The following is an 18,514-nucleotide window of genomic DNA, read 5'->3' on the forward strand; positions in this document are numbered from 1 at the left end:
GGACGTAACGGCGCACGCCAACGGGCGCACGCCTTTCCCTATAGCCGGAGACATCGATGAAATACGAAGAAGACGTTCGTGCGCGTTCCTACAAGTTCCGTGACGAGTATGTCAATGCCACGCCATGGTGGTATCGCGGCGAAATGCACCTCGGCTTCACATTGCTCTTCACCGGCGGCGTGATCGTGTATTGCCTGATGCAGCTTCATGCACCGACGCCTGCCGAATGGCTGGCGGTCATTCCGCTCTTTCTGTTCGGCAACTGGGCGGAATGGGCGGCGCACCGCTACGTGCTGCATCGTCCGACGAAGTATTTCAGCATGATCTACAAGCGCCATTGCGCGGTCCATCACCGGTTCTTCACGCATGTGACGCTTGAATACAAGGGCCACCGTCACTGGCGCGCGCTGCTGTTTCCGCCTTTTGCGCCGGTTGCGTTCGTGCTGGCGGCCGTGCCGTTCGCGCTCGTGATTGGGCTCGTATTCTCCCGCAACGCAGGTTACATCGCGCTGCTCACGATGGCGGCGTACTTTCTGATGTACGAGGGCCTGCATACGCTTTCACACGTCACCGACAGCCCGTTGCTCGACCGCTTTCCGCTCGTCAACACAGTGCGGCGCCTGCACGCCACACACCACGATCCCGAAGTGATGGCGACACAGAACTTCAACCTCACGTTCCCGATCTGCGACACGCTGTTCGGCACGCGCAGCGACGTTCCGAGCCGCGCGCGCGAACCGTTGGAACGCGGCCGCTAAGGCGCCTGGTTCCCCAAAACACCCGTCGTCACGCGCTTTATCTCATCAGTGATAATCGTGATGAGCGCCTGGGCGGCCGGTCCGATCGGCCGCTTCGGATGCGTGACCTGAATGATGTGGCGCACGATCGGCGGCGACGCTATCGTGCGTGCGCGCAAGCGCCCTTCCTCCACTTTCGCCTGCACGACGACGCGCGGCAGGATGGTCGCGACACCGCTCTGCTCGACGAACTGCACGATGGTGCTGAGCAGATCGATCTCGAACTTCGGCTTGATGACGACGTCAGCCGCCATCAGCGCGGCATCGAGCGCGCCGCGCAGGCCGTTGCGGCGCGTGGGCAACACGAATTCGATGTCCGACTGCTGCGTGAGATCGATCTCGTCGGGCAGCTTTGGGCCGTGCTCCACGCTCGTCACCAGCACCATTTCCTCGACCAGCAACGGCTCTACGTGCAGCGTCAGCCGTCCGCGCGGCTTGTTGATGATGGCGGCATCGAGCCGGCCCGATTCGACAGCGTCGATCAGCTGCGCGCTGAAGCCATCGGCGACGGAGACTTCGACTTGCGGGAAAAGCGCATCGAATCGGGCGAGCGATTCGGGCAATACGCTCTGCGCCTCCGACGACACCATTCCCAGCGACACGCGGCCCGTCACGATGACATCGCGACGGCTCAGGTGTTCGCGTGCGTGATCGATGTCGCGCATGATCGGGGTGTAAAGGCGGTACATCAACCGTGCGGCTTCGGTCGGCGCCATGCCGTGCGGCCCCCGCTCGAAGAGCTTCTGCCGAATCTCCGTTTCGAGCTTGGCGATCTGCATGCTGAGCGCCGGTTGCGCGATGTTGAGCCGCCTGGCGGCGCGCGTGACGGTGCCTTCTTCGAAAAGCGCGATGAAGTACTGGATCTGCTTCAGTTCCACGGGACATGGCGTATACGTGACGGGCCGACGAAGATAGTACCGCGCACCGTCTTTCATGAGGTGAGCGTCGTATGACTAACCCACGGTATCGAGTCGCTGTTCCCAGCTGAGCGTTCCTATGCGTGCGACGATCGCGCAACTGATGGGCGCCGATCTCTCCAGGATTCTGCCCGGCACGCTACGTACAGATGCGCTTGGGAGGGTGGTGTGGGGCCAACCTGGCCGGCTTTCGCGCGCGCTGTACCGAGGCTGGCACCTGCCGTCGGCTGACACGTTAGATACTGGAACGAAAGACGCGCAGTTCAGCGTTGTTGAGGATAACTCGCGAATCGGGCGAGCCCTCAAGGTTCCGGCCGCGTTGCGCCGAGCGGTGTACTTGCGGGAGCCTGTCGCGGCCGACCGGCAAGCCAATCGCCGAAAGAGAGTATCGGGCGTGCGAGAAGCCGCTTTCGGGGTAGCGCTCGAAAATCCGGTTGATCTCCGCGACAAGCGGACGGACACGCTCTGGCAACGGCGCGTCAGGCCCCAACGTCAAGGCGGTCTGTCCAAACCTGACAGGTCCGGCCTTGATCATGGCACGCAGCGCGGAATTCGCACTGCCGCGCCCAAACAGTTCAGTGCCATATGCACGGATCATGGCCCGCACAATTGCTTCGGCTGCCGGTGTAAGCGGCGGCATGACCTCAATCAGGCGCAGTTGCGATGAACGGACGTCCGGCGCGGTGAAGCGTCCGATATCGTCGATATCTGATTCCAAACGCTGCGCCGGCAGATCCGCGCTAAAGAGCAGGATCCGGATGCGTTCATAGAGCGCGTCTTCGGCGGGATCGATGACAGCGGTGTCCGTCATTCTCTTTTCCTCGCGCTGAGTTGAGCCCAAACGGCTCGGGATATCGAACCAGAAGCGGATCGACAGGTGTCCAACTCGCGTCCGGCCAGAGGTTGCTGACCGGCGCGCTAGGTCCGTCGAACATACCGGTCCGAAACAACCGAGCGTTGCTGGATCCATGCGATAGCAAGCTCGAGTGCTTCGTCGCGAGCCTCCTGGGCGTTGGCAAAGTCCACATCGACGCCGAGCGTGCGTGTATCGCCGGCCCGGCCGGTGACAATGGCCGCCGCCGCGTAGCGACCCGTCTCCGTGGGGGTTACCATCGGCCGAATCTCGTAGCCGTGATACTCCATCACTTTGTCCGTTTGCATATGACACCTCCGCAAAGCGTCGCGGCGCACCGAGGCGCGAGGCGACGCGGTTTTTCAATCAGTCCTGCAGCCCGCGGCTTGCCGCGTAGACCTAAGCCCGCGACACCGGCATGCGCGAGCAACGTTTCAATGACCGCGGGCGTCGCCCGCGCGTCCGCCCGGCCTGCGCTGCCAGCCCGGCACCCGCGCGTCACGGCGAGGACGACACGCCTGTCGTTGCGATCGCGCAGCCATTCAGCCTGCGTGTCCCGGCACTACGATGTCGGGCGTGCGGCTACCTGGCACGAGGGGCGTCTCCGATCTTTCCCAACCGCCATTGCCGGCGGCTTGCCGGCTTACACGCGGTGAGCCGCCCGGGTGAAGCGCGTCGAGAAACGTTCTGCCCTTCCCTGACAGGTACGCGCGGCGTGCGCCCGAGGCGCAATGTTCCAGCATGACCAGCTGGCGCTCGAGCAGGGCGTCGAGCTCGGCGCGATTCATGTCGAGCTGGTCCGGCGCCTGGCGAACCACTATCAGGGTCGCAAATTCGTGTGGACTGAGCATTTCCGTCTCCCATAAAACACAGCCCCTTTAGCAGGCGCACGATGCACAAAAACGACACGCGCTTACTTCAGGCCGTACAAGGGCCGCGCTGCCAAGCAGCGTGGCGCTGTTACGCGAGGAAGCGCGCTGGCGAACCGGCGTCGTCTGGACAGCCCGCGTTGGGTGGCGGGTCTCGTGTAATGCGTCGTTTCATGTTCGGCCTCCGGTTCGGGGGCTTGCGTCCGCCGCTGATCGACAGCCCCCTTGTCAATTGGGATCTCGATCGCTGCCAGGCGACGCCCCGGCACGGACGCGACGATCTCGGCGCAGTCCTCGCTGCTGCGACGGTTGACGGAAAGAAAGGATGCGCATCGCGCGCAGGCTCGCGGGAAAGCCGCAAAGACGCCGGCCATCCGCCGGTGCAGGCGGTCGAATTCGCCTGGCCGGTCGATGCCGAAGAAAAGATCGCTCATGGCTGGCTCCCTGAAACCGGGCCTCTCACGAAGAACGAACCGGACCACGCGCTCCAGTTCGCCCGTCCGTGGAAAAACACCGCCGACAAACAAATCGAAACACGCAGCGCTTATCGCGACTGCCTGAGCGATGATCAAAATAGCGCAAGGAACGGAAATTTCAAGTGGCCCTGCAACATGTCACTCAGGAGGCTGCATGGACCTTTTCGATATGCTTCGGGAACAGATGGACAGCGTGCGCCTGCCACTCTTTGCCGTCACGGTCACGGCGGCTGCGCAGGTGAATACGCCGCTCATCGCGATACTCCACTGGCACGGTTTCCGGCGAGCGACACCGCTTGTCCTGCCCGGCGTTGATATCACTCCACGGCCCGTGCCGGCCTCGGCGATCCAGCTTGATGCGCCGTGGCACAGTTTCGAGACCGTGGACACCGTGCTGCTGGATGCGGCATGGCAATCCGGTGCGTGGGATGTCGAGCGCGTCGAGCGGCGCGGCTGCAATGTGGTCGGCGCCGGCGCCACCGAGGCGCTCGCCTGCCGTCAGGCGTTCGGCAACTATGGAGAGGACGTGGCACGCGGTCCGCAGCTTCTCGGTGAGGAAACCGGTCGCGAGGGCTTTGGCGTGCATGAAAGGATGCTCGCTGAAAAACTGGTCACGGCGCCGCCGATCCAGTGACACGGCACCGTTAAGGGCGGCGCCGTCCGGCCGGACACGGACGGGGGTCTCATCAGGTCACACCACTGCGCTGGTCGCCCTCGTTAGATGCGAAAAGTTCTGAGGATTTTCCGCCGAAGGCGCTGGCAGAGAGGGTTGGTAGCGCCGACGTGGGGGCTGACATGAGGCGTCGTGGCGTCACGCATCTGAGTGTCACATGTATCTTGAAATTTTTAGTCAGTGAAGCTAAGTTATATCCAGCTCAGGCAGTGTGCCCCATGATCCACGGGTCGCACACTGCGTGTTTCGATTTGTTTGCCCCGCAGCATGGCAGGCGAACTGGAGCGCGCAAGCCCGTTCTCTTCCTTGCTGCCTCTGAGGAGAAAACGATGAGCAACCTCCATCCACGCTCGGACTCCCCTCTGATCGAGCGCCTCCACCGCACGACGGCCTCTCTTGCCGACGTTCTGCGACCGCTCCCTGAGCGCGCCCGTCGCATGCTCCATGCACAGGTCAATGCGATGCGACCCACGATCCGACAGTTGAGATCACGCATGCGCAGACGCTAGCCGGCGGTGATCAGACAGGCCATACAACGCCAACGCCTTTCACCACGCCGGCGACAGTTGCGTTGCGCCAGATCATGACAATGGTGATCCGACGAAGACGGTCAGAACCGAGCCGCGCAACGGCTACGAGATTCGTATCCGGACGGTCCTCGTGCATGGCGTGCGAAACATGGCCTGCGCGGAGGGCCCAGCGAAAGGTATGCCGCGCTAGTGCAGATCGCCCACGAAGGTGAGCTCTACGTGGACTGGCACCCCTGCCGCAGTGTCACCAACGCTGGGCCAGTCGCGAGCAGGCCGAAGCACAGGCCCTGGGCTACGCAGTCAGACTGCTCGAGCGTCGCCCGTTTCACGGACCGTCGCCGGATTTTCCCGCGGCAGCCTGACGCGGCCTGGCAGAACGTGAGAAGAGTACACAGTTCCGAAGGTGGTCATGATGGAACTTCACATGCATTCGCACCATTTCGATCGCCGCATGCCTGAGTGGCCAGCAGCGGTCATCGGCGGTTGCGTAGCAGGCGCGGTTTTCCTGGTGATCGAACTCTTCGCCATGCGGGTCGCTGGACAATCCCTGTGGGTGCCGCTACGGATGATTGCTGCGATCGTGATGGGGCGTGACGCGCTGCAAGCCGCGCCATTCGCATCAGGCGTCGTGGCGGTGGCGCTGGTCACCCACTTTGTGCTGTCGATTTTCTTCGCCGTCATTCTCGCTGTAATCATGGTGCCTTTCAGCCTGGATTCAAATGTCGGACTAGCGTCGCTGGTGGGCGTGGTTTTTGGCGTGCTCCTGTACGTGATCAATTTCCACGACATGACATACCTGTTCCCGTGGTTTGCCGATGCGCGAGGCTGGGTGAGTTTTCTCAATCACATCCTGTTCGGGCTGGTGGCGACTGACACGTATCTGACTCTGGAAGGCCGGGAGTCGGACGTCAATGGAAGGACGAGCGCCGGTTGAACAGGACCAACATTCAGGTGGGCGCCCGGTGATGATCCGGACGCATCGAGTGAGGCGGGGGTTCTCGAGTGCGTGTCTAAACATTAGCAGGATCACTAATGAGATTTAGGCAAGGCTGCCACGGATGACGAGGCATCAAGGGTGCCGGGATGCGCTGAAAATCCCTGCTCGCCGGGGATGCCGGCTCTGCGTGCTGCGTAGGGTCGCGGACGGCCGGGCGATACCATTAGGCGGTGGGCCATGGACAGGTTTGAGATGAAAACGGCGATCAGTTACCGTAATGTCGCGAAACTTTCCCGTCCCGGGCTGCAAGACCTGATCAGCCGGCTCACGGATCGGCGTCTGACGCCCCATCTGTCGCACTTCCCGGCCGGGCTGGTACGGCTGCAGGCGATGCTGGAAAGGAGCCTGCATCGCAGTCTCTACTACGTCCGGCTCAGGCTGGTGCTACCGGGCGCAACGCTTGCGTGCGGCCACGATGCGCCGAAGCCAGAGACGGCGATCGAGCATGCCATCACTGAACTGGAGCGGCAACTGGAACGCCACGTCGCACACCTGCGTCACGAGGACGCCTGGCGTCGCAAGGAGCGGCGCGCCGGGTTGCGGCAACTCAGGACGGCGGTGGCCGAACAGACGGACGCCGCGTCCACGCTGTTCGGCGAGACCGTTCGTCCGCTGCTCGCGTCGCTGCAGCGCTTCGTGCAGCGGGAACTCGCCTATCTTCAGACGCGGGGTGATCTCGCTTCGGACGACCCATCGGTCGACGATATTGTCGACGAGGCGCTCGCGCGCGCCTGCGAGCGGTTTGCCGAGCGCCCGCGTCGGCTCGAACCGCTGCAGTGGCTCTACCAGATCGCACTGGAACTGCTTGAAGCAGAAGTCGCACATCGCCAGATGGAGGAAGGCCGATGCATCTCGCTTGAGGGCCGGCTGCCCGTCCAGCTGCACGAACCGCGTGAAGACGATGACGAGCTGCTGTTCGAGTACTGGCAGCCCGATGAAGTGCTGCGCCTTGAGGACGTGGTGCCAGCGACGGACGGCACGCCTGAGGACGCCGTCATCTCGAGGGAGCTGCGCGAGCTGGTCGCCGCGCTTCTCGCCGAGCTGCCAGAGCCATGGCGTCGCGCCGTGACGCTCTGCCGTCTTGAAGCGCAGCCGGAAGCCGCCGCGGCACAGGTTCTGGGGATCACGGAGGAGGAACTCCGGCACCGGCTTGCCCATGCCGACGCTTTTCTCACGGCGAGGCTCGGTGATCTGCGGCTGACACCGCAGCCGTCGGTCGAGCCTGCCGGTTACATCGCGCGGGGCACGCTGCCGCCTGCATCCGGCCTTTCCAGGGATTTTGACGAGGCGACGCGGCGCGATACCCCACAGGGGGCACGGCCCGTTCATGATTGAGTGCGGACGCTGCAACGTCCGAACCAATGACGGAGGGCAACGATGAAAACAGCCACGAGACCAACGCGAGACCTATGTGGACCGATCATGCGAGCAGGATCATGAAACTCATGCCCTTGCATGACCGGGTCGTGCTCAGGCGCGTGCCGCAGGAGCGTACGACCGCAGCCGGTATCGTCATCCCCGATACTGCGGGCGAAAAGCCGGACGAGGGAGAAGTCATCGCGATAGGCCCCGGCAGGCGGCTTGAGGACGGTCGCCTTTGTGCGCCCGACGTCAACGTCGGCGACCGCGTACTGTTCGGCCCGGCCCCATAGGCCCTTGCCCGGTGCAACTGTGCTTCGTTTGACAGGTCAGGAGGTAGCGCGAAATGTCTGCCAAAGATGTCAGGTTTCATGAACTCGCCCGCCAGCATATTCTCACGGGCGTCAACATCCTTGCCGATGCGGTCAAGGTCACGCTCGGCCCCAGGGGGCGAAATGTCGTCCTCGAGCGCGCGTACGGCGCACCGACCGTCACCAAGGACGGCGTGTCGGTCGCGAAGGAGATCGAGCTGAGCGACAGGTTCGAGAACATGGGGGCGCAGATGGTCAGGCAGGTCGCCGCCAAAACCTCGGATGTCGCCGGTGATGGTACAACCACCGCCACCGTGCTCGCCCAGGCCATCGTACGGGAAGGTATGAAGTACGTTGCCTCGGGCCTGAACCCGATCGACCTCAAGCGTGGCATCGACCAGGCCACCGCGGCGATTGTCGAGGAGCTCAGGAAGCTTTCCCGGGCTGTCACGACCGGCCGCGAAATCACCCAGGTGGGCACCATCTCGGCCAATGCGGATGAGGAGATCGGTAGGCTCATCGCGCAAGCGATGGACAAGGTCGGCAAGGACGGCGCCATCACCATCGAAGAAGGTAAATCGCTTCAAAGCGAACTCGAGGTCGTAGAGGGCATGCAGTTCGACCGCGGGTGGCTGTCTGCCTATTTCATCACCGATCCCGACAAGCAGTCCGCTGTGCTTGAAGAACCGTACATCCTCGTGCACGACAGGAAGATCTCGTCGATCCGCGACCTGCTGCCCCTGCTGGAAGCGGTGGCCAAGGCAGGCAAGCCGCTTCTCATCATTGCCGAGGACGTCGAGGGCGAAGCCCTGACCACGCTGGTGGTGAATTCCGTGCGCGGCATCCTGAAAACCGTGGCCGTGAAGGCGCCTGGTTTCGGCGACCGGCGCAAGGCGATGCTGGAGGACATCGCGACGCTGACGGGCGGGATCGTCATCGCGGAAGAAACGGGCGGCAAGCTCGAAAACGTCAAGCTGGAGGACCTCGGACGGGCGAAGCGGGTGGAGATCGAAAAGGAGGCGACAACGATCATCGATGGCGCCGGTGACCGGAAGACGATCGATGGGCGCGTCCAGGCGCTCCGTCGCCAGATCGACGAGACGACGAGCGACTATGACAGGGAGAAGCTGCAGGAGCGCATTGCGAAGCTGTCCGGTGGCGTTGCCGTCATCAAGGTAGGCGCCGCTACCGAAATGGAGATGAAGGAGCGCAAGGCACGAGTCGAGGATGCGCTGCACGCAACGCGCGCGGCGGTCGAAGAAGGCATCGTGCCGGGCGGCGGCGTCGCATTGCTGCGTGCCCGGGCCAGCCTCGGCGACGTACGGGGCGCCAATGCCGACCAGGACGCGGGCATCCGCATCGTGCTGCGCGCACTTGAAGAGCCGCTGCGCCAGATCGCCACCAACGCGGGCGAGGAGTCCTCGGTTGTGCTGAACAGTGTGGTCGGGGAGACGGGCAATTTCGGCTGGAACGCGGCTTCAGACACCTACGGCGATCTGGTGGAGATGGGGGTGGTCGACCCGACCAAGGTGGTGCGCACGGCGCTGCAAAATGCCGCGTCGGTGGCCGGTCTTATCCTCACCACCGATGCCGTGGTTGCTGAACTGCCGAAAGACGAGGCAAAGGCGGTTGTGCCTCCGGTAGGCGATTATTGATACGGCGTTCCGCACGGCGGCAGAGGCGTCCGCCTGCGCCGCCGACGCAGTGCAAAGACTGAGCATCGGCGAGGACATCATGGGCAAGATCATCGGTATCGACCTTGGCACCACCAACTCATGCGTGGCGCTGATGGAAGGCAAGCAGGTCAAAGTGATTGAAAACTCGGAAGGCGCCCGTACGACGCCGTCAGTGGTCGCGTATCTCGATGACAACCAGATACTCGTCGGGGCGCCCGCCAGACGTCAGGCCATCACCAATCCCGGAAATACGCTGTTCGCAGTGAAGCGCCTGATCGGCCGCCGCTTCGAGGAAAAGGAAGTCCAGAAGGACATCGGCCTGATGCCCTACAGGATCATCAGGGCCGATAACGGCGACGCGTGGGTCGAAGCGCACGACGATAAGCTCGCGCCACCGCAGGTATCTGCAGAGGTGTTGCGGAAGATGAAGAAGACGGCCGAAGACTATCTCGGCGAGCCAGTCACGGAAGCCGTGATTACCGTGCCAGCGTACTTCAACGACAGCCAGCGCCAGGCGACCAAGGACGCGGGCCGTATTGCGGGGCTCGAAGTCAGGCGGATCATCAATGAGCCGACCGCTGCTGCCCTCGCGTTCGGTCTGGACAGGCAGGAAAACCGTGACCGCAAGATCGCCGTATTCGACCTCGGTGGTGGCACCTTTGACATATCCCTGATCGAGATTGCCGACGTGCGCGGTGAAAAACAGTTCGAGGTACTGTCGACGAACGGGGACACGTTCCTCGGCGGTGAAGATTTCGACCAGCGCATCATCGACCATCTCGTCGGCGAGTTCAGGAAGGAGCAAGGCATTGATCTGTCGAAGGACGTGCTCGCACTGCAACGCCTGAAAGAAGCAGCCGAAAAGGCGAAGATCGAACTGTCTTCGAGCCAGCAGACCGAGATCAACCTGCCCTACATCACGGCCGATGCCTCCGGGCCGAAGCATCTGAGCGTGAAGCTCACGCGCGCCAGACTCGAGGCACTCGTCGAGGATCTGATCGAGCGCACGATGGAGCCGTGTCGAATTGCGATCAAGGACGCCGGCTTGTCCACGGACAAGATCGACGACGTCATCCTCGTTGGCGGCATGACGCGGATGCCAAGGGTACAGGAGGCGGTCAAGGCGTTTTTCGGGCGCGAACCCCGCAAGGATGTCAATCCCGACGAGGCGGTCGCCGTGGGCGCGGCGATCCAGGGGGCAGTGCTGTCCGGTGAACGAAAAGACGTGCTGCTGCTTGACGTCACGCCGCTCTCGCTTGGCATCGAGACGCTCGGCGGGGTCATGACCAGGATGATCGAAAGGAACACCACCATACCGACCCGGTTCTCGGAGGTTTTTTCGACCGCGGACCACAACCAGTCGGCAGTCGGCATCAAGGTCTATCAAGGCGAACGCGAGATGGCGAGCGGGAACAAGCTGCTCGGTGAGTTCAAACTGGAAGGCATCCCGCCTGCGCCGCGTGGCATGCCGCAGATCGAGGTGATGTTCGACATCGATGCGAATGGAATCTTGCACGTGTCGGCCAGAGACAAGGCGACGGGCAAGGAAAACCGGATCACCATCAAGGCCAGTTCGGGCCTGTCCGAAGGCGAAGTTGAAAAGATGGTGAGAGACGCCGAAGCGCACGCCGCGGAGGACCATCGGCTGCGTGAACTGGCCGAGGCGCGCAATCAGGGGGACGCCCTGATACACCGCACGCGCAAGGCCCTCGGCGAATACCACGAGAAGCTGAGTCCGGACGAGAAGGCGAAGATTGAAGCCGCGATCAGGGAACTGGAGGCCGCGCTCAAGGGTTCCGACCGGGACGAAATCGACGTCAGGACCCGCGCACTCGCTACCGCCTCGCAGCAACTCGGAGAAAAAGTCTACGCAGACGTGCAGTCACAGGGGAGCAGTCCCGGGCCCGCGACCAGCACGCAAGAGGCAGGCCGCCCGGGGCAAGACTCGGACGATGACGTGATCGATGCGGAGTTCAGGGAAGTGAACACCAAACGGTGACGCGCAGGCGGGCAGCACTGGACGGTAAGAGGCCTTCGCCATGAAGAGACGATTGTGTGGATTACTCGCGGCAGCGGCGATTGCCGGGTTGTGGCCAGAGACCACGATGCCAGCCAGCCCGCCGCTGCCGACGTTGCCTCTGCAGCGCGATATCTGGATCACCGGGACAATCGGACGTGGCAGCGGGACGTATGCGCCGGGCGACTATACGACGATCACGCTGGATCGCCCCTCGACCTCCCCCTGCACTGACAAGGTGGTGACCGACATCCTCCTTGGCGAAGGCGGTGCGATGCCTCCCACACTCCTGCTGCCGTATCTCAACCAGCGAGTCGCCGTCAGGGGCCGCGTGATCTGTCCAGAATCCGGCATTCAGTTTGAGCCGCAGCCGGACTTCGTGTTTCCGATCTGGTGAGGCCCGTGTCCAGTCGCGTGCCACGCGCGCATCGGGCTTTCAGATCCGGCCGGGTAAGCGCACTTCTCATTTTCATCTAGCCGTTTAAAGTCATCTTTAAAATCTAGATTAATCGTGAAATTAAAATTCCTCGTCAATCTATACCTGCCTGCCCCCAAAACTTTGCCGCGATTGGCTCAACATCCTCGATCACGAATTTTTTCCCGGTAAGCGCGGATACCTCCACTCGCGTCGCTCACCTTGAGTTTCATCATCCGTCGCGCTACATTGCCGCTCGCAGCATTCCGCACGGACTCCTGCGCACTCTGTAACTCGTACGTAAGGAAGCTCCGATGGGGCAACAGGCGGAAGGCAACGACGACACTCCCTGCAGCCCGGCCGGCCGCGACGCGTTCGCGCCGGTCGCGGGCGCCGCCGCGTTGCTGGTGGCCGCGCTCGGCACGCTGAGCGCCGTCGACTTCCTGCCCGTAGACTTGCGCTGGTGCGCGCCGCTCGCCAGCGCATGGTGCAACGTGCTCGTCGTCGCGATCGGTGTGCTGCTCGCCGATCGTGCACGCCGCCATCCGCCGCACGGCTCGGCGGCCGGCCTGCTCATGAACTGGCTGCGCAGCGCATTCAGCCGCAAGCAGGAGCCGGAGCAAGTCGACAATCCGTGGCCGGCGATCGCCGCCGCGATCGACTGGCGGCCGTGGGCCGTCACCGCCGGCGGTGCGTTCTCCGTCGCGCTTGCCGCGCTCACGTGGCAGCCGCCGTCACCCGCGATGCTGGTTCGCGCAATGGCTGCGCCCGAACCCATGCTCGCGGCCGGTGCGGCCTGCATCGTCCTCGCCTTTCTTACACTGGTCGCCGAACGCCATCATGCGGCGGCCGCCAGCGGTTCAACGGTATCCGCGTCGCTCACCCGGGTGTTGCGCGTCGCGCTCGTCACCGCGCTCGCGGGTGCGCTGGCCGCCGCATGGTTCGCATTCCGGCACCTCACGGCCGACTGGCTCGTGCAGGCGGTCGCGCTGCTCAACGCAGCCGTCGCCGCCGAACTGGCCCTGCGCGGCGTGCTGTCGTGGTTTGCGGTGCCGCGCGGCGCCGTCGTGCCAGCCAGCGCGATCGCCGGGCTGCTGAGCCGGCGCTCGTCGCCGTTCGCGTCGCTCGGCGCCGAACTGCGCCATCGGTACGGCGTCGATCTGCGGCAGAGCTGGGGCTGGCGCAGCTTCGTGCGGCTGCTGCCCGGCGCGCTGGCCGCCACCGTTGCGTGCGCGTGGCTGCTCACCGCCCTCGTCGTGCTGAACGCAGAGCAGCGCGCGGTATATGAACGGTTCGGCGCGCCGGTCGCGGTCTGGCAGCCGGGCCTGCACGTCGGTTTGCCTTGGCCGTTCGGGCGCGCGCGCATCGTCGACAACGGCGCGGTGCACCAGGTCGCGATCGCGGGCAGCGGGAATGACGGTAGCGCCGATACGACGTCTGTGCCAGCCGATGGCCCGACGCCCGAACGCCTCGACCGTCTGTGGGATGTGCCGCATCCGTGGGAAACCACCCAGGTGATCGCCGGCGCGAACGGCGACCGCCAGAACTTCCAGGTCGTCAACGCCGACGTCCGGGTCGACTACCGGCTCGGGCTGACCGATGCCGACGCGCGCGCGGCGCTATATCGCACGATCGACCCGGAAAGCACGGTGCGCACGAGCGCCAATCGCGAACTCGTGCACTACCTCGCGTCGCATACGCTCGAATCGCTGCTGGAAACCAATCAGGCCGCGATGGCCGATCAGTTGAAGCGCGCGATTCAGCAGCAGCTCGACCGGCTGCAAAGCGGCGTCGACGTGATCGCGGTCGTGATCGAGAGCGTGCATCCGCCGACCGGTGCGGCCGCCGCTTTCCACGAAGTTCAGGCCGCGCAGATTCGCGCGCAGGGCAGCGTGGCGCAGGCACGCGGCTTCGCGGCCGGCCTGCTCGGCAACGCGCAGCAGCAGGGCTTCGAACGGGTCGCGCAGGCCGAAGCGCAGGCTGGCGATATGGTGTCGTCGGCGCGCGTGCAGCAGATCGATTTCGACGCCGACCTCGTCGCGTACCGGCTCGGCGGCCCCGCGTTTCCGTTCGAGTATTACCTCGACCGGCTGCAACGCGGCCTGCGCAACCCGCGCATGACGATCATCGACGACCGGCTTGCCGACGGCACGCGGGCGACCGTCGATCTTCGCAATACTCCTGCCGGCGATCTGGCCGGCATCCATTGACATGTCGCGGCGATATCCGCACGGGCGGCGCAACACGGCGGCAGGCCGTGCCGCCGCCCCGCACGCGGACGACGCCGCACCCGGGGCGACATCGTGAGTCTGTTTCATTCGCACGCGCATGATCATGCGCATCACGGCCATGGCCGCGACCACCACCACGTGCATCACGGCGCACCGCAGCCGCCCGGCGCGTTCCGCCTGCGCGTCGCCGTCGCGCTGCTGTGCGTGCTGGTCGCGCTCGCGGTTGCGAGCTTCGTACAGGTGCGCGCCGGCGAGGCATCGGTCGTCACGCGCTTCGGGCGGCCCGTGCGCGTGCTGCTCGAACCCGGGCTCGCGTGGCGCCTGCCTGCGCCGATCGATGCGGTGACGCCCGTCGACCTGCGCCTGCACACCACGTCGAGCGGCCTGCAGGACGTCGGCACCCGCGACGGGCTACGCATCATCGTCGAGGCGTACGTCGCGTGGCGCGTGCCAGCCGATGCGCGCGACATCGGGCGCTTCATGCGCGCAGTCGGCAACGAGCCGGACAAAGCGGCGCGGCAGATCCGCTCGCTCGTCGGCTCCGCGCTGCAAACGACGTCCGCCGGATACGATCTGGCGTCGCTCGTGAACACCGATCCGGCCCAGGTGAAGCTCGGTGAATTCGAAGATGCACTGCGCCGGCAGATCGACGCGCAGCTTTATGCGGCTTACGGGGTGCGCGTTGCCCAAGTCGGGCTCGAACGGCTCACGCTGCCGGCCGCCACGCTTGCCGCGACAGTCGACCGGATGAGCGCCGAACGCGAGACCGTCGCCGCGCAGCGTACCGCGGACGGCAATCGCGAGGCCGCGCAGATCCGCTCGGACGCCGAGCGCGACGCGCGCATCGCGCTGGCCGATGCGAACGTGAAAGCGGCCGGCATCGAAGCGCAGTCGCGCAAGGACGCGGCCGACATCTACGGCAAGAGCTATGCGGGCAACCCGCACCTGTACACGATGCTGCGTTCGCTCGACACGCTGAACGCGGTGGTCGGCACCAATACGAACCTGATCCTGCGCACCGACGCCGCGCCGTTCCGCGTGCTCGTGCAGGGCCCGACCGACGGGTCGGGGCAGGCGCCGCCGGCACCCAAAGCGCACAAGGCCGCGCGATGAGCGAGCCGTCCGCACCGCCGCTCGGGCCGGGCGCGCAGGCCGTGCGCCTGTCGTTCTGGTTCATCGCCGCGCTCGCGGTGCTCGCCGCAGGCACATGGGGCGGCTCGAACATCCGGCGGATTCCGGCGGACAGCCGCGCGGTCGTAATGCGTTTCGGCGCGCTCGTGCGCACCCAGGACGCCGGGCTCGTGATCGCGTGGCCGCAGCCGTTCGAATCGGTCATGCTCGTGCCGGGCGCCGCGCGCGTGCTCGAGCAGCGGATCCGCTCGCTCGACCGCGATCCGCGAGCGCTCGCGCCATCCGCGCAGGGTGTCGCGCGACTGCCCGACGCGTTGGCCGGTTCAGGCTACGTACTGACCGGCGACGGCGGCGCGGTCGCGTTGAGCGCGGTGCTCTATTACCGGGTCAGCGATCCGTACGCGTATGTGCTGCAGCAGGACCGTCTCGATGCGGCGCTCGAGCGGATCGTGTCCGCGTCGGCCGTCGAGGTCGCGGCGACCCGCGATCTCGACGCGATCCTGGTCGCGCGGCCCGAGCAACTGGCCGCCGACCGGCAGATGGCCGCGCGTCGCGAACGGTTGCGCGGCGATCTCGCCGACGCGATCGCGCGGCACCTGCGCGCACTCGACGCGGCGCACGCGGGGTTCGGCGTCGAAGTTGCGCGCGTCGACGTGCAGCCCGCGTTTCCCGGCGCGGCGGCCGACGCGTTCAACGCGGTGCTGACGTCGCTGCAGGTCGCCGAGCGCACCATCGCCGAAGCACGCACCGCCGCCGAACAGCGGCGCCAGGACGCGCAGCAGGATGCCGACCGGATCGTGCAGGACGCGCAGGCCCACGCGGCCGAACGCGTCGCGACCGCGCAGACCGACACGCTTGAAATCCGGCAACTCGCTGCAACGCTCCGCGAGAAGGGCGATCCGGGGCTGCTGGCACGGCTGTATCGCGATCGCGTGCAGCGCGTGCTGTCGAAAGCCGGGCGCGTGACGACGATCGATCCGCACGACACCTCGAACCTGATCCTGCCCGGAAACGCCCGATGAATTCGCTCGCCGAACCGGCCACGCAGCCGGACGCCGCTCCCGCAGGTACGACGGCCTACGCGCTGTCCTCCGACGAGCGCCGCACGATCACGGGGCAGATCGCGCTGGCGCTGCTCGCGGGCGGCCTGCTCGTGCTGTCGTTCGCGTGGCGCATGCTGTCGGGCGGCGGAGAAACGCTCGCGCAACTCCTCGCCGCGCTCGCATCGCTGATCGTCGCGGGGCCGGTGTTCGCGAGTGCGTGGCACAGCCTGCGTGTGCCGAGCCTGCACGGCGTGACTGATCGCCTGATCGCGCTCGCGATGCTGGCCGCGTGGGCAATCGGCGACATGACGACGGCCGCGCTGCTGCCGATCGTGATGACGTTCGGCCATGCGCTCGAAGAGCGCAGCGTGCTGGGCTCGCAGGAAGCTATCCGCGCGCTCGGCCGGCTGACGGCCGGCCGTGTGCGCCGCATTGGCGCCGACGGCAGTGTGGTCGAAGTCGCGTACGACGCGTTGCGCGCGGGCGACAGCATCGAAGTGGTGGCCGGCGCCCGCATTCCGGTCGACGGCATCGTGGTGGCGGGCACGTCGAGCGTCGACAACGGGCCGATCACCGGCGAATCCGTGCCGCACGACATCGATGCGGGCAGCGCCGTGTATGGCGGCGCACTGAATCTCGACGGCGTGCTGCGCATCGAAGTCACTCACACCGGCAAGGATTCGACGCTCGGCAAGATCATCGCGCTGATGCAGCATGCGGAGCAGGCGAAACCCCCCGTCACGCAGGTCCTCGAGCGGCACATGGGCGCGTATCTCGCGCTCGTCCTGCTGATCGCGGCGATCGTCTGGTTCGCGTCCGCGAATGCGTCGGCGATGCTCGCGGTCATCGTGGCCGCGTGCCCGTGCGCGCTGGTGCTCGCCGCGCCGTCCACGGCCATTGCCGGGATCGCGGTCGGCGCGCGGCACGGCATCCTGTTTCGCAATGCCGCGTTCCTCGACAAGATCGCCGAAGTCGATTCGCTCGTGATCGACAAGACGGGCACGCTCACCCGCGGGGAATTGCAGGTCCGGCAGGTGTGGCTGCAGCCCGGTGTCGACGCCGCGCAGGCGCGTGCGCTGGCCGCGCGGCTCGGCGAAAGCAGCGCGCATCCGGCGAGCCGCGCGCTCGTCCGTGATGCCGCCGCGTCCGGCCTCACGGGCGCCGGCGTTGCGCCGTTCGAATGCACCCGGGAATTGCGCGGGCTCGGCGTCGTCGCCGACACGCCGGCCGGCACGGCGGTACTCGGCCGGCCCGCGCTGCTGGCCGACCATGCCAGTGACTTGCCGCCGGTCCCTGACGGTTTCGACGGGCCGCTCGTCGGACTCGTGCTCGGCGGGCGGCTGCTCGCGTGGTTCGGTTTTGCCGACACGCTGCGGCCCGACGCGCGCGAAGCGCTCGCCGAGCTGCGGACGCTGGGCCTCGCGCGGCAGACGCTGCTGACGGGCGACCTCGAGCGCGTCGCCGGCAAAGTCGCGGCCGAGACGGGTATCGAGACGGTGGTCGCACAGGCGCTGCCGCACGACAAGCTCGATTACGTGATGCGCGAGATCGGCGCGGGCCTGCATCCGCTCGTCGTCGGCGACGGGCTGAACGACGTGCTGGCGATCAAGGCCGGCTCGACGAGCATCGCGATGGGCGAGCGCGGCGTCGACATTGCGATCGCGTCGGCCGATATCGTGCTGCTGGGCGACGATCTGCGGCGGATTCCGACCTGCATCCGCCTCGGCCGGCAATGCCGGCGCACGGCGACGACCAATGCGGCGATCGGCCTCGCGTGGACGCTCGCGGTGATCGCGCTCGCCGCGACCGGCACGCTCGGCGCAGTGTGGGCCGCGATCCTGCACAACGTCGGCACGTTCATCGTGATCGCCAACGCGGGCCGTCTGCTGCGGATCGACGACTCCCCCAGCTCGGCGTTCGCTCCTTAGCTTCTGTCCAGGACCAGCCACGCCATTTAACGGTCGCGCCAGCTACTCACGCCTTCACGAAATCGAGCCTCGATGTTTCTGGGTCGAGCAATAACGCGAACCCAGCATCACTGTTGTAACGCAAACACGGTTCGTCGATATCTGGCACAGCAAATTGCCACGATTTTGTGCAAACTCTCGCTGGGTCGATAACTCAGTCAGCAAGTCATTGATTAAAAGCTGTGGTCATTAGGGGATGGGTCTGCGTCCCTCCTCGCTGTAGGATCGCTCTAACCGGAAAAACGCATCAAA

The 18,514-nt window shown here is 65.4% G+C and carries 15 protein-coding genes and 2 pseudogenes; 12 read left to right on the plus strand and 5 right to left on the minus strand.

All coding sequences use genetic code 11. The features are described from left to right. Positions 1 to 56 precede the first annotated feature (56 nt). The gene (locus tag QFZ91_RS03780) at positions 57 to 758 is read left to right on the plus strand and encodes a sterol desaturase family protein (RefSeq protein WP_368716465.1); all 702 of its coding nucleotides are present in this window, start codon (positions 57 to 59) and stop codon (positions 756 to 758) included. Here QFZ91_RS03780 and QFZ91_RS03785 read toward each other — a convergent pair. The 5 genes from QFZ91_RS03785 to QFZ91_RS03805 form a co-directional block, all read right to left on the minus strand. Beyond that, on the minus strand, positions 755 to 1,675 hold the full coding sequence (locus QFZ91_RS03785) for a LysR family transcriptional regulator (RefSeq protein WP_429566293.1): 921 nt from the start codon (positions 1,673 to 1,675) through the stop codon (positions 755 to 757). The two genes, QFZ91_RS03780 and QFZ91_RS03785, sit on opposite strands and share 4 nt — an antisense overlap. A gap of 274 nt (positions 1,676 to 1,949) precedes the next feature. After that, positions 1,950 to 2,525, minus strand: a complete 576-nt coding sequence (locus QFZ91_RS03790; RefSeq protein WP_429566294.1) for a hypothetical protein — start codon at positions 2,523 to 2,525, stop codon at positions 1,950 to 1,952. A gap of 107 nt (positions 2,526 to 2,632) precedes the next feature. Beyond that, complete coding sequence (locus tag QFZ91_RS03795) at positions 2,633 to 2,875, minus strand: hypothetical protein (RefSeq protein ID WP_176122110.1); 243 nt, start codon at positions 2,873 to 2,875, stop codon at positions 2,633 to 2,635. Positions 2,876 to 3,109: 234 nt separating this feature from the next. Continuing rightward, positions 3,110 to 3,418 carry a hypothetical protein gene (locus tag QFZ91_RS03800; RefSeq protein WP_429566295.1) on the minus strand — a complete coding sequence of 103 codons (309 nt, stop codon included), beginning with the start codon at positions 3,416 to 3,418 and terminating at the stop codon, positions 3,110 to 3,112. A gap of 62 nt (positions 3,419 to 3,480) precedes the next feature. Further along, positions 3,481 to 3,870 carry a hypothetical protein gene (locus QFZ91_RS03805; protein ID WP_429566296.1) on the minus strand — a complete coding sequence of 130 codons (390 nt, stop codon included), beginning with the start codon at positions 3,868 to 3,870 and terminating at the stop codon, positions 3,481 to 3,483. Positions 3,871 to 4,066: 196 nt separating this feature from the next. Between QFZ91_RS03805 and QFZ91_RS03810 the strand changes: the two are divergent. The 11 genes and pseudogenes from QFZ91_RS03810 to QFZ91_RS03860 form a co-directional block, all read left to right on the plus strand. Then, positions 4,067 to 4,435: pseudogene (locus QFZ91_RS03810) on the plus strand (diguanylate cyclase); the annotation flags it as partial. 1,092 nt (positions 4,436 to 5,527) lie between these two features. Beyond that, positions 5,528 to 6,049, plus strand: a complete 522-nt coding sequence (locus QFZ91_RS03815) for a hypothetical protein (RefSeq protein ID WP_429566646.1) — start codon at positions 5,528 to 5,530, stop codon at positions 6,047 to 6,049. A gap of 255 nt (positions 6,050 to 6,304) precedes the next feature. Beyond that, entirely contained in the window at positions 6,305 to 7,447 is a 1,143-nt protein-coding gene (locus QFZ91_RS03820) for an RNA polymerase sigma factor (RefSeq protein ID WP_429566297.1), read from the plus strand. Positions 7,448 to 7,548: 101 nt separating this feature from the next. After that, positions 7,549 to 7,752 (plus strand): annotated as a pseudogene (locus QFZ91_RS03825) (co-chaperone GroES); the annotation flags it as partial. Positions 7,753 to 7,817: 65 nt separating this feature from the next. After that, entirely contained in the window at positions 7,818 to 9,437 is a 1,620-nt protein-coding gene (groL, locus tag QFZ91_RS03830; RefSeq protein ID WP_429566298.1) for a chaperonin GroEL, read from the plus strand. A gap of 79 nt (positions 9,438 to 9,516) precedes the next feature. After that, positions 9,517 to 11,457, plus strand: coding sequence for a molecular chaperone DnaK (gene dnaK / locus QFZ91_RS03835; protein ID WP_429566299.1), 1,941 nt, complete (start codon positions 9,517 to 9,519; stop codon positions 11,455 to 11,457). Between the two features lie 40 nt (positions 11,458 to 11,497). Further along, a complete protein-coding gene (locus tag QFZ91_RS03840) occupies positions 11,498 to 11,872 on the plus strand; it encodes a hypothetical protein (protein WP_176122102.1) in 375 nt (124 codons plus the stop codon). Between the two features lie 332 nt (positions 11,873 to 12,204). Beyond that, positions 12,205 to 14,100 (plus strand): protease modulator HflK, encoded by a 1,896-nt coding sequence (gene hflK / locus QFZ91_RS03845; protein ID WP_429566300.1) that lies wholly within the window; start codon positions 12,205 to 12,207, stop codon positions 14,098 to 14,100. A 93-nt stretch (positions 14,101 to 14,193) separates the two neighbouring features. Further along, on the plus strand, positions 14,194 to 15,234 hold the full coding sequence (gene hflC / locus QFZ91_RS03850; RefSeq protein ID WP_429566301.1) for a protease modulator HflC: 1,041 nt from the start codon (positions 14,194 to 14,196) through the stop codon (positions 15,232 to 15,234). Next, positions 15,231 to 16,274 carry a protease modulator HflK gene (hflK, locus tag QFZ91_RS03855; RefSeq protein ID WP_429566302.1) on the plus strand — a complete coding sequence of 348 codons (1,044 nt, stop codon included), beginning with the start codon at positions 15,231 to 15,233 and terminating at the stop codon, positions 16,272 to 16,274. Before hflC ends, hflK (QFZ91_RS03855) begins: the two co-directional genes overlap by 4 nt. Continuing rightward, complete coding sequence (locus tag QFZ91_RS03860; protein ID WP_429566303.1) at positions 16,271 to 18,223, plus strand: heavy metal translocating P-type ATPase; 1,953 nt, start codon at positions 16,271 to 16,273, stop codon at positions 18,221 to 18,223. The genes hflK (QFZ91_RS03855) and QFZ91_RS03860 overlap by 4 nt, the downstream gene beginning before the upstream one ends. Positions 18,224 to 18,514: the final 291 nt, after the last annotated feature.

This window comes from Paraburkholderia sp. JPY419 (genome assembly GCF_050435705.1).
Lineage (GTDB): Bacteria > Pseudomonadota > Gammaproteobacteria > Burkholderiales > Burkholderiaceae > Paraburkholderia > Paraburkholderia youngii.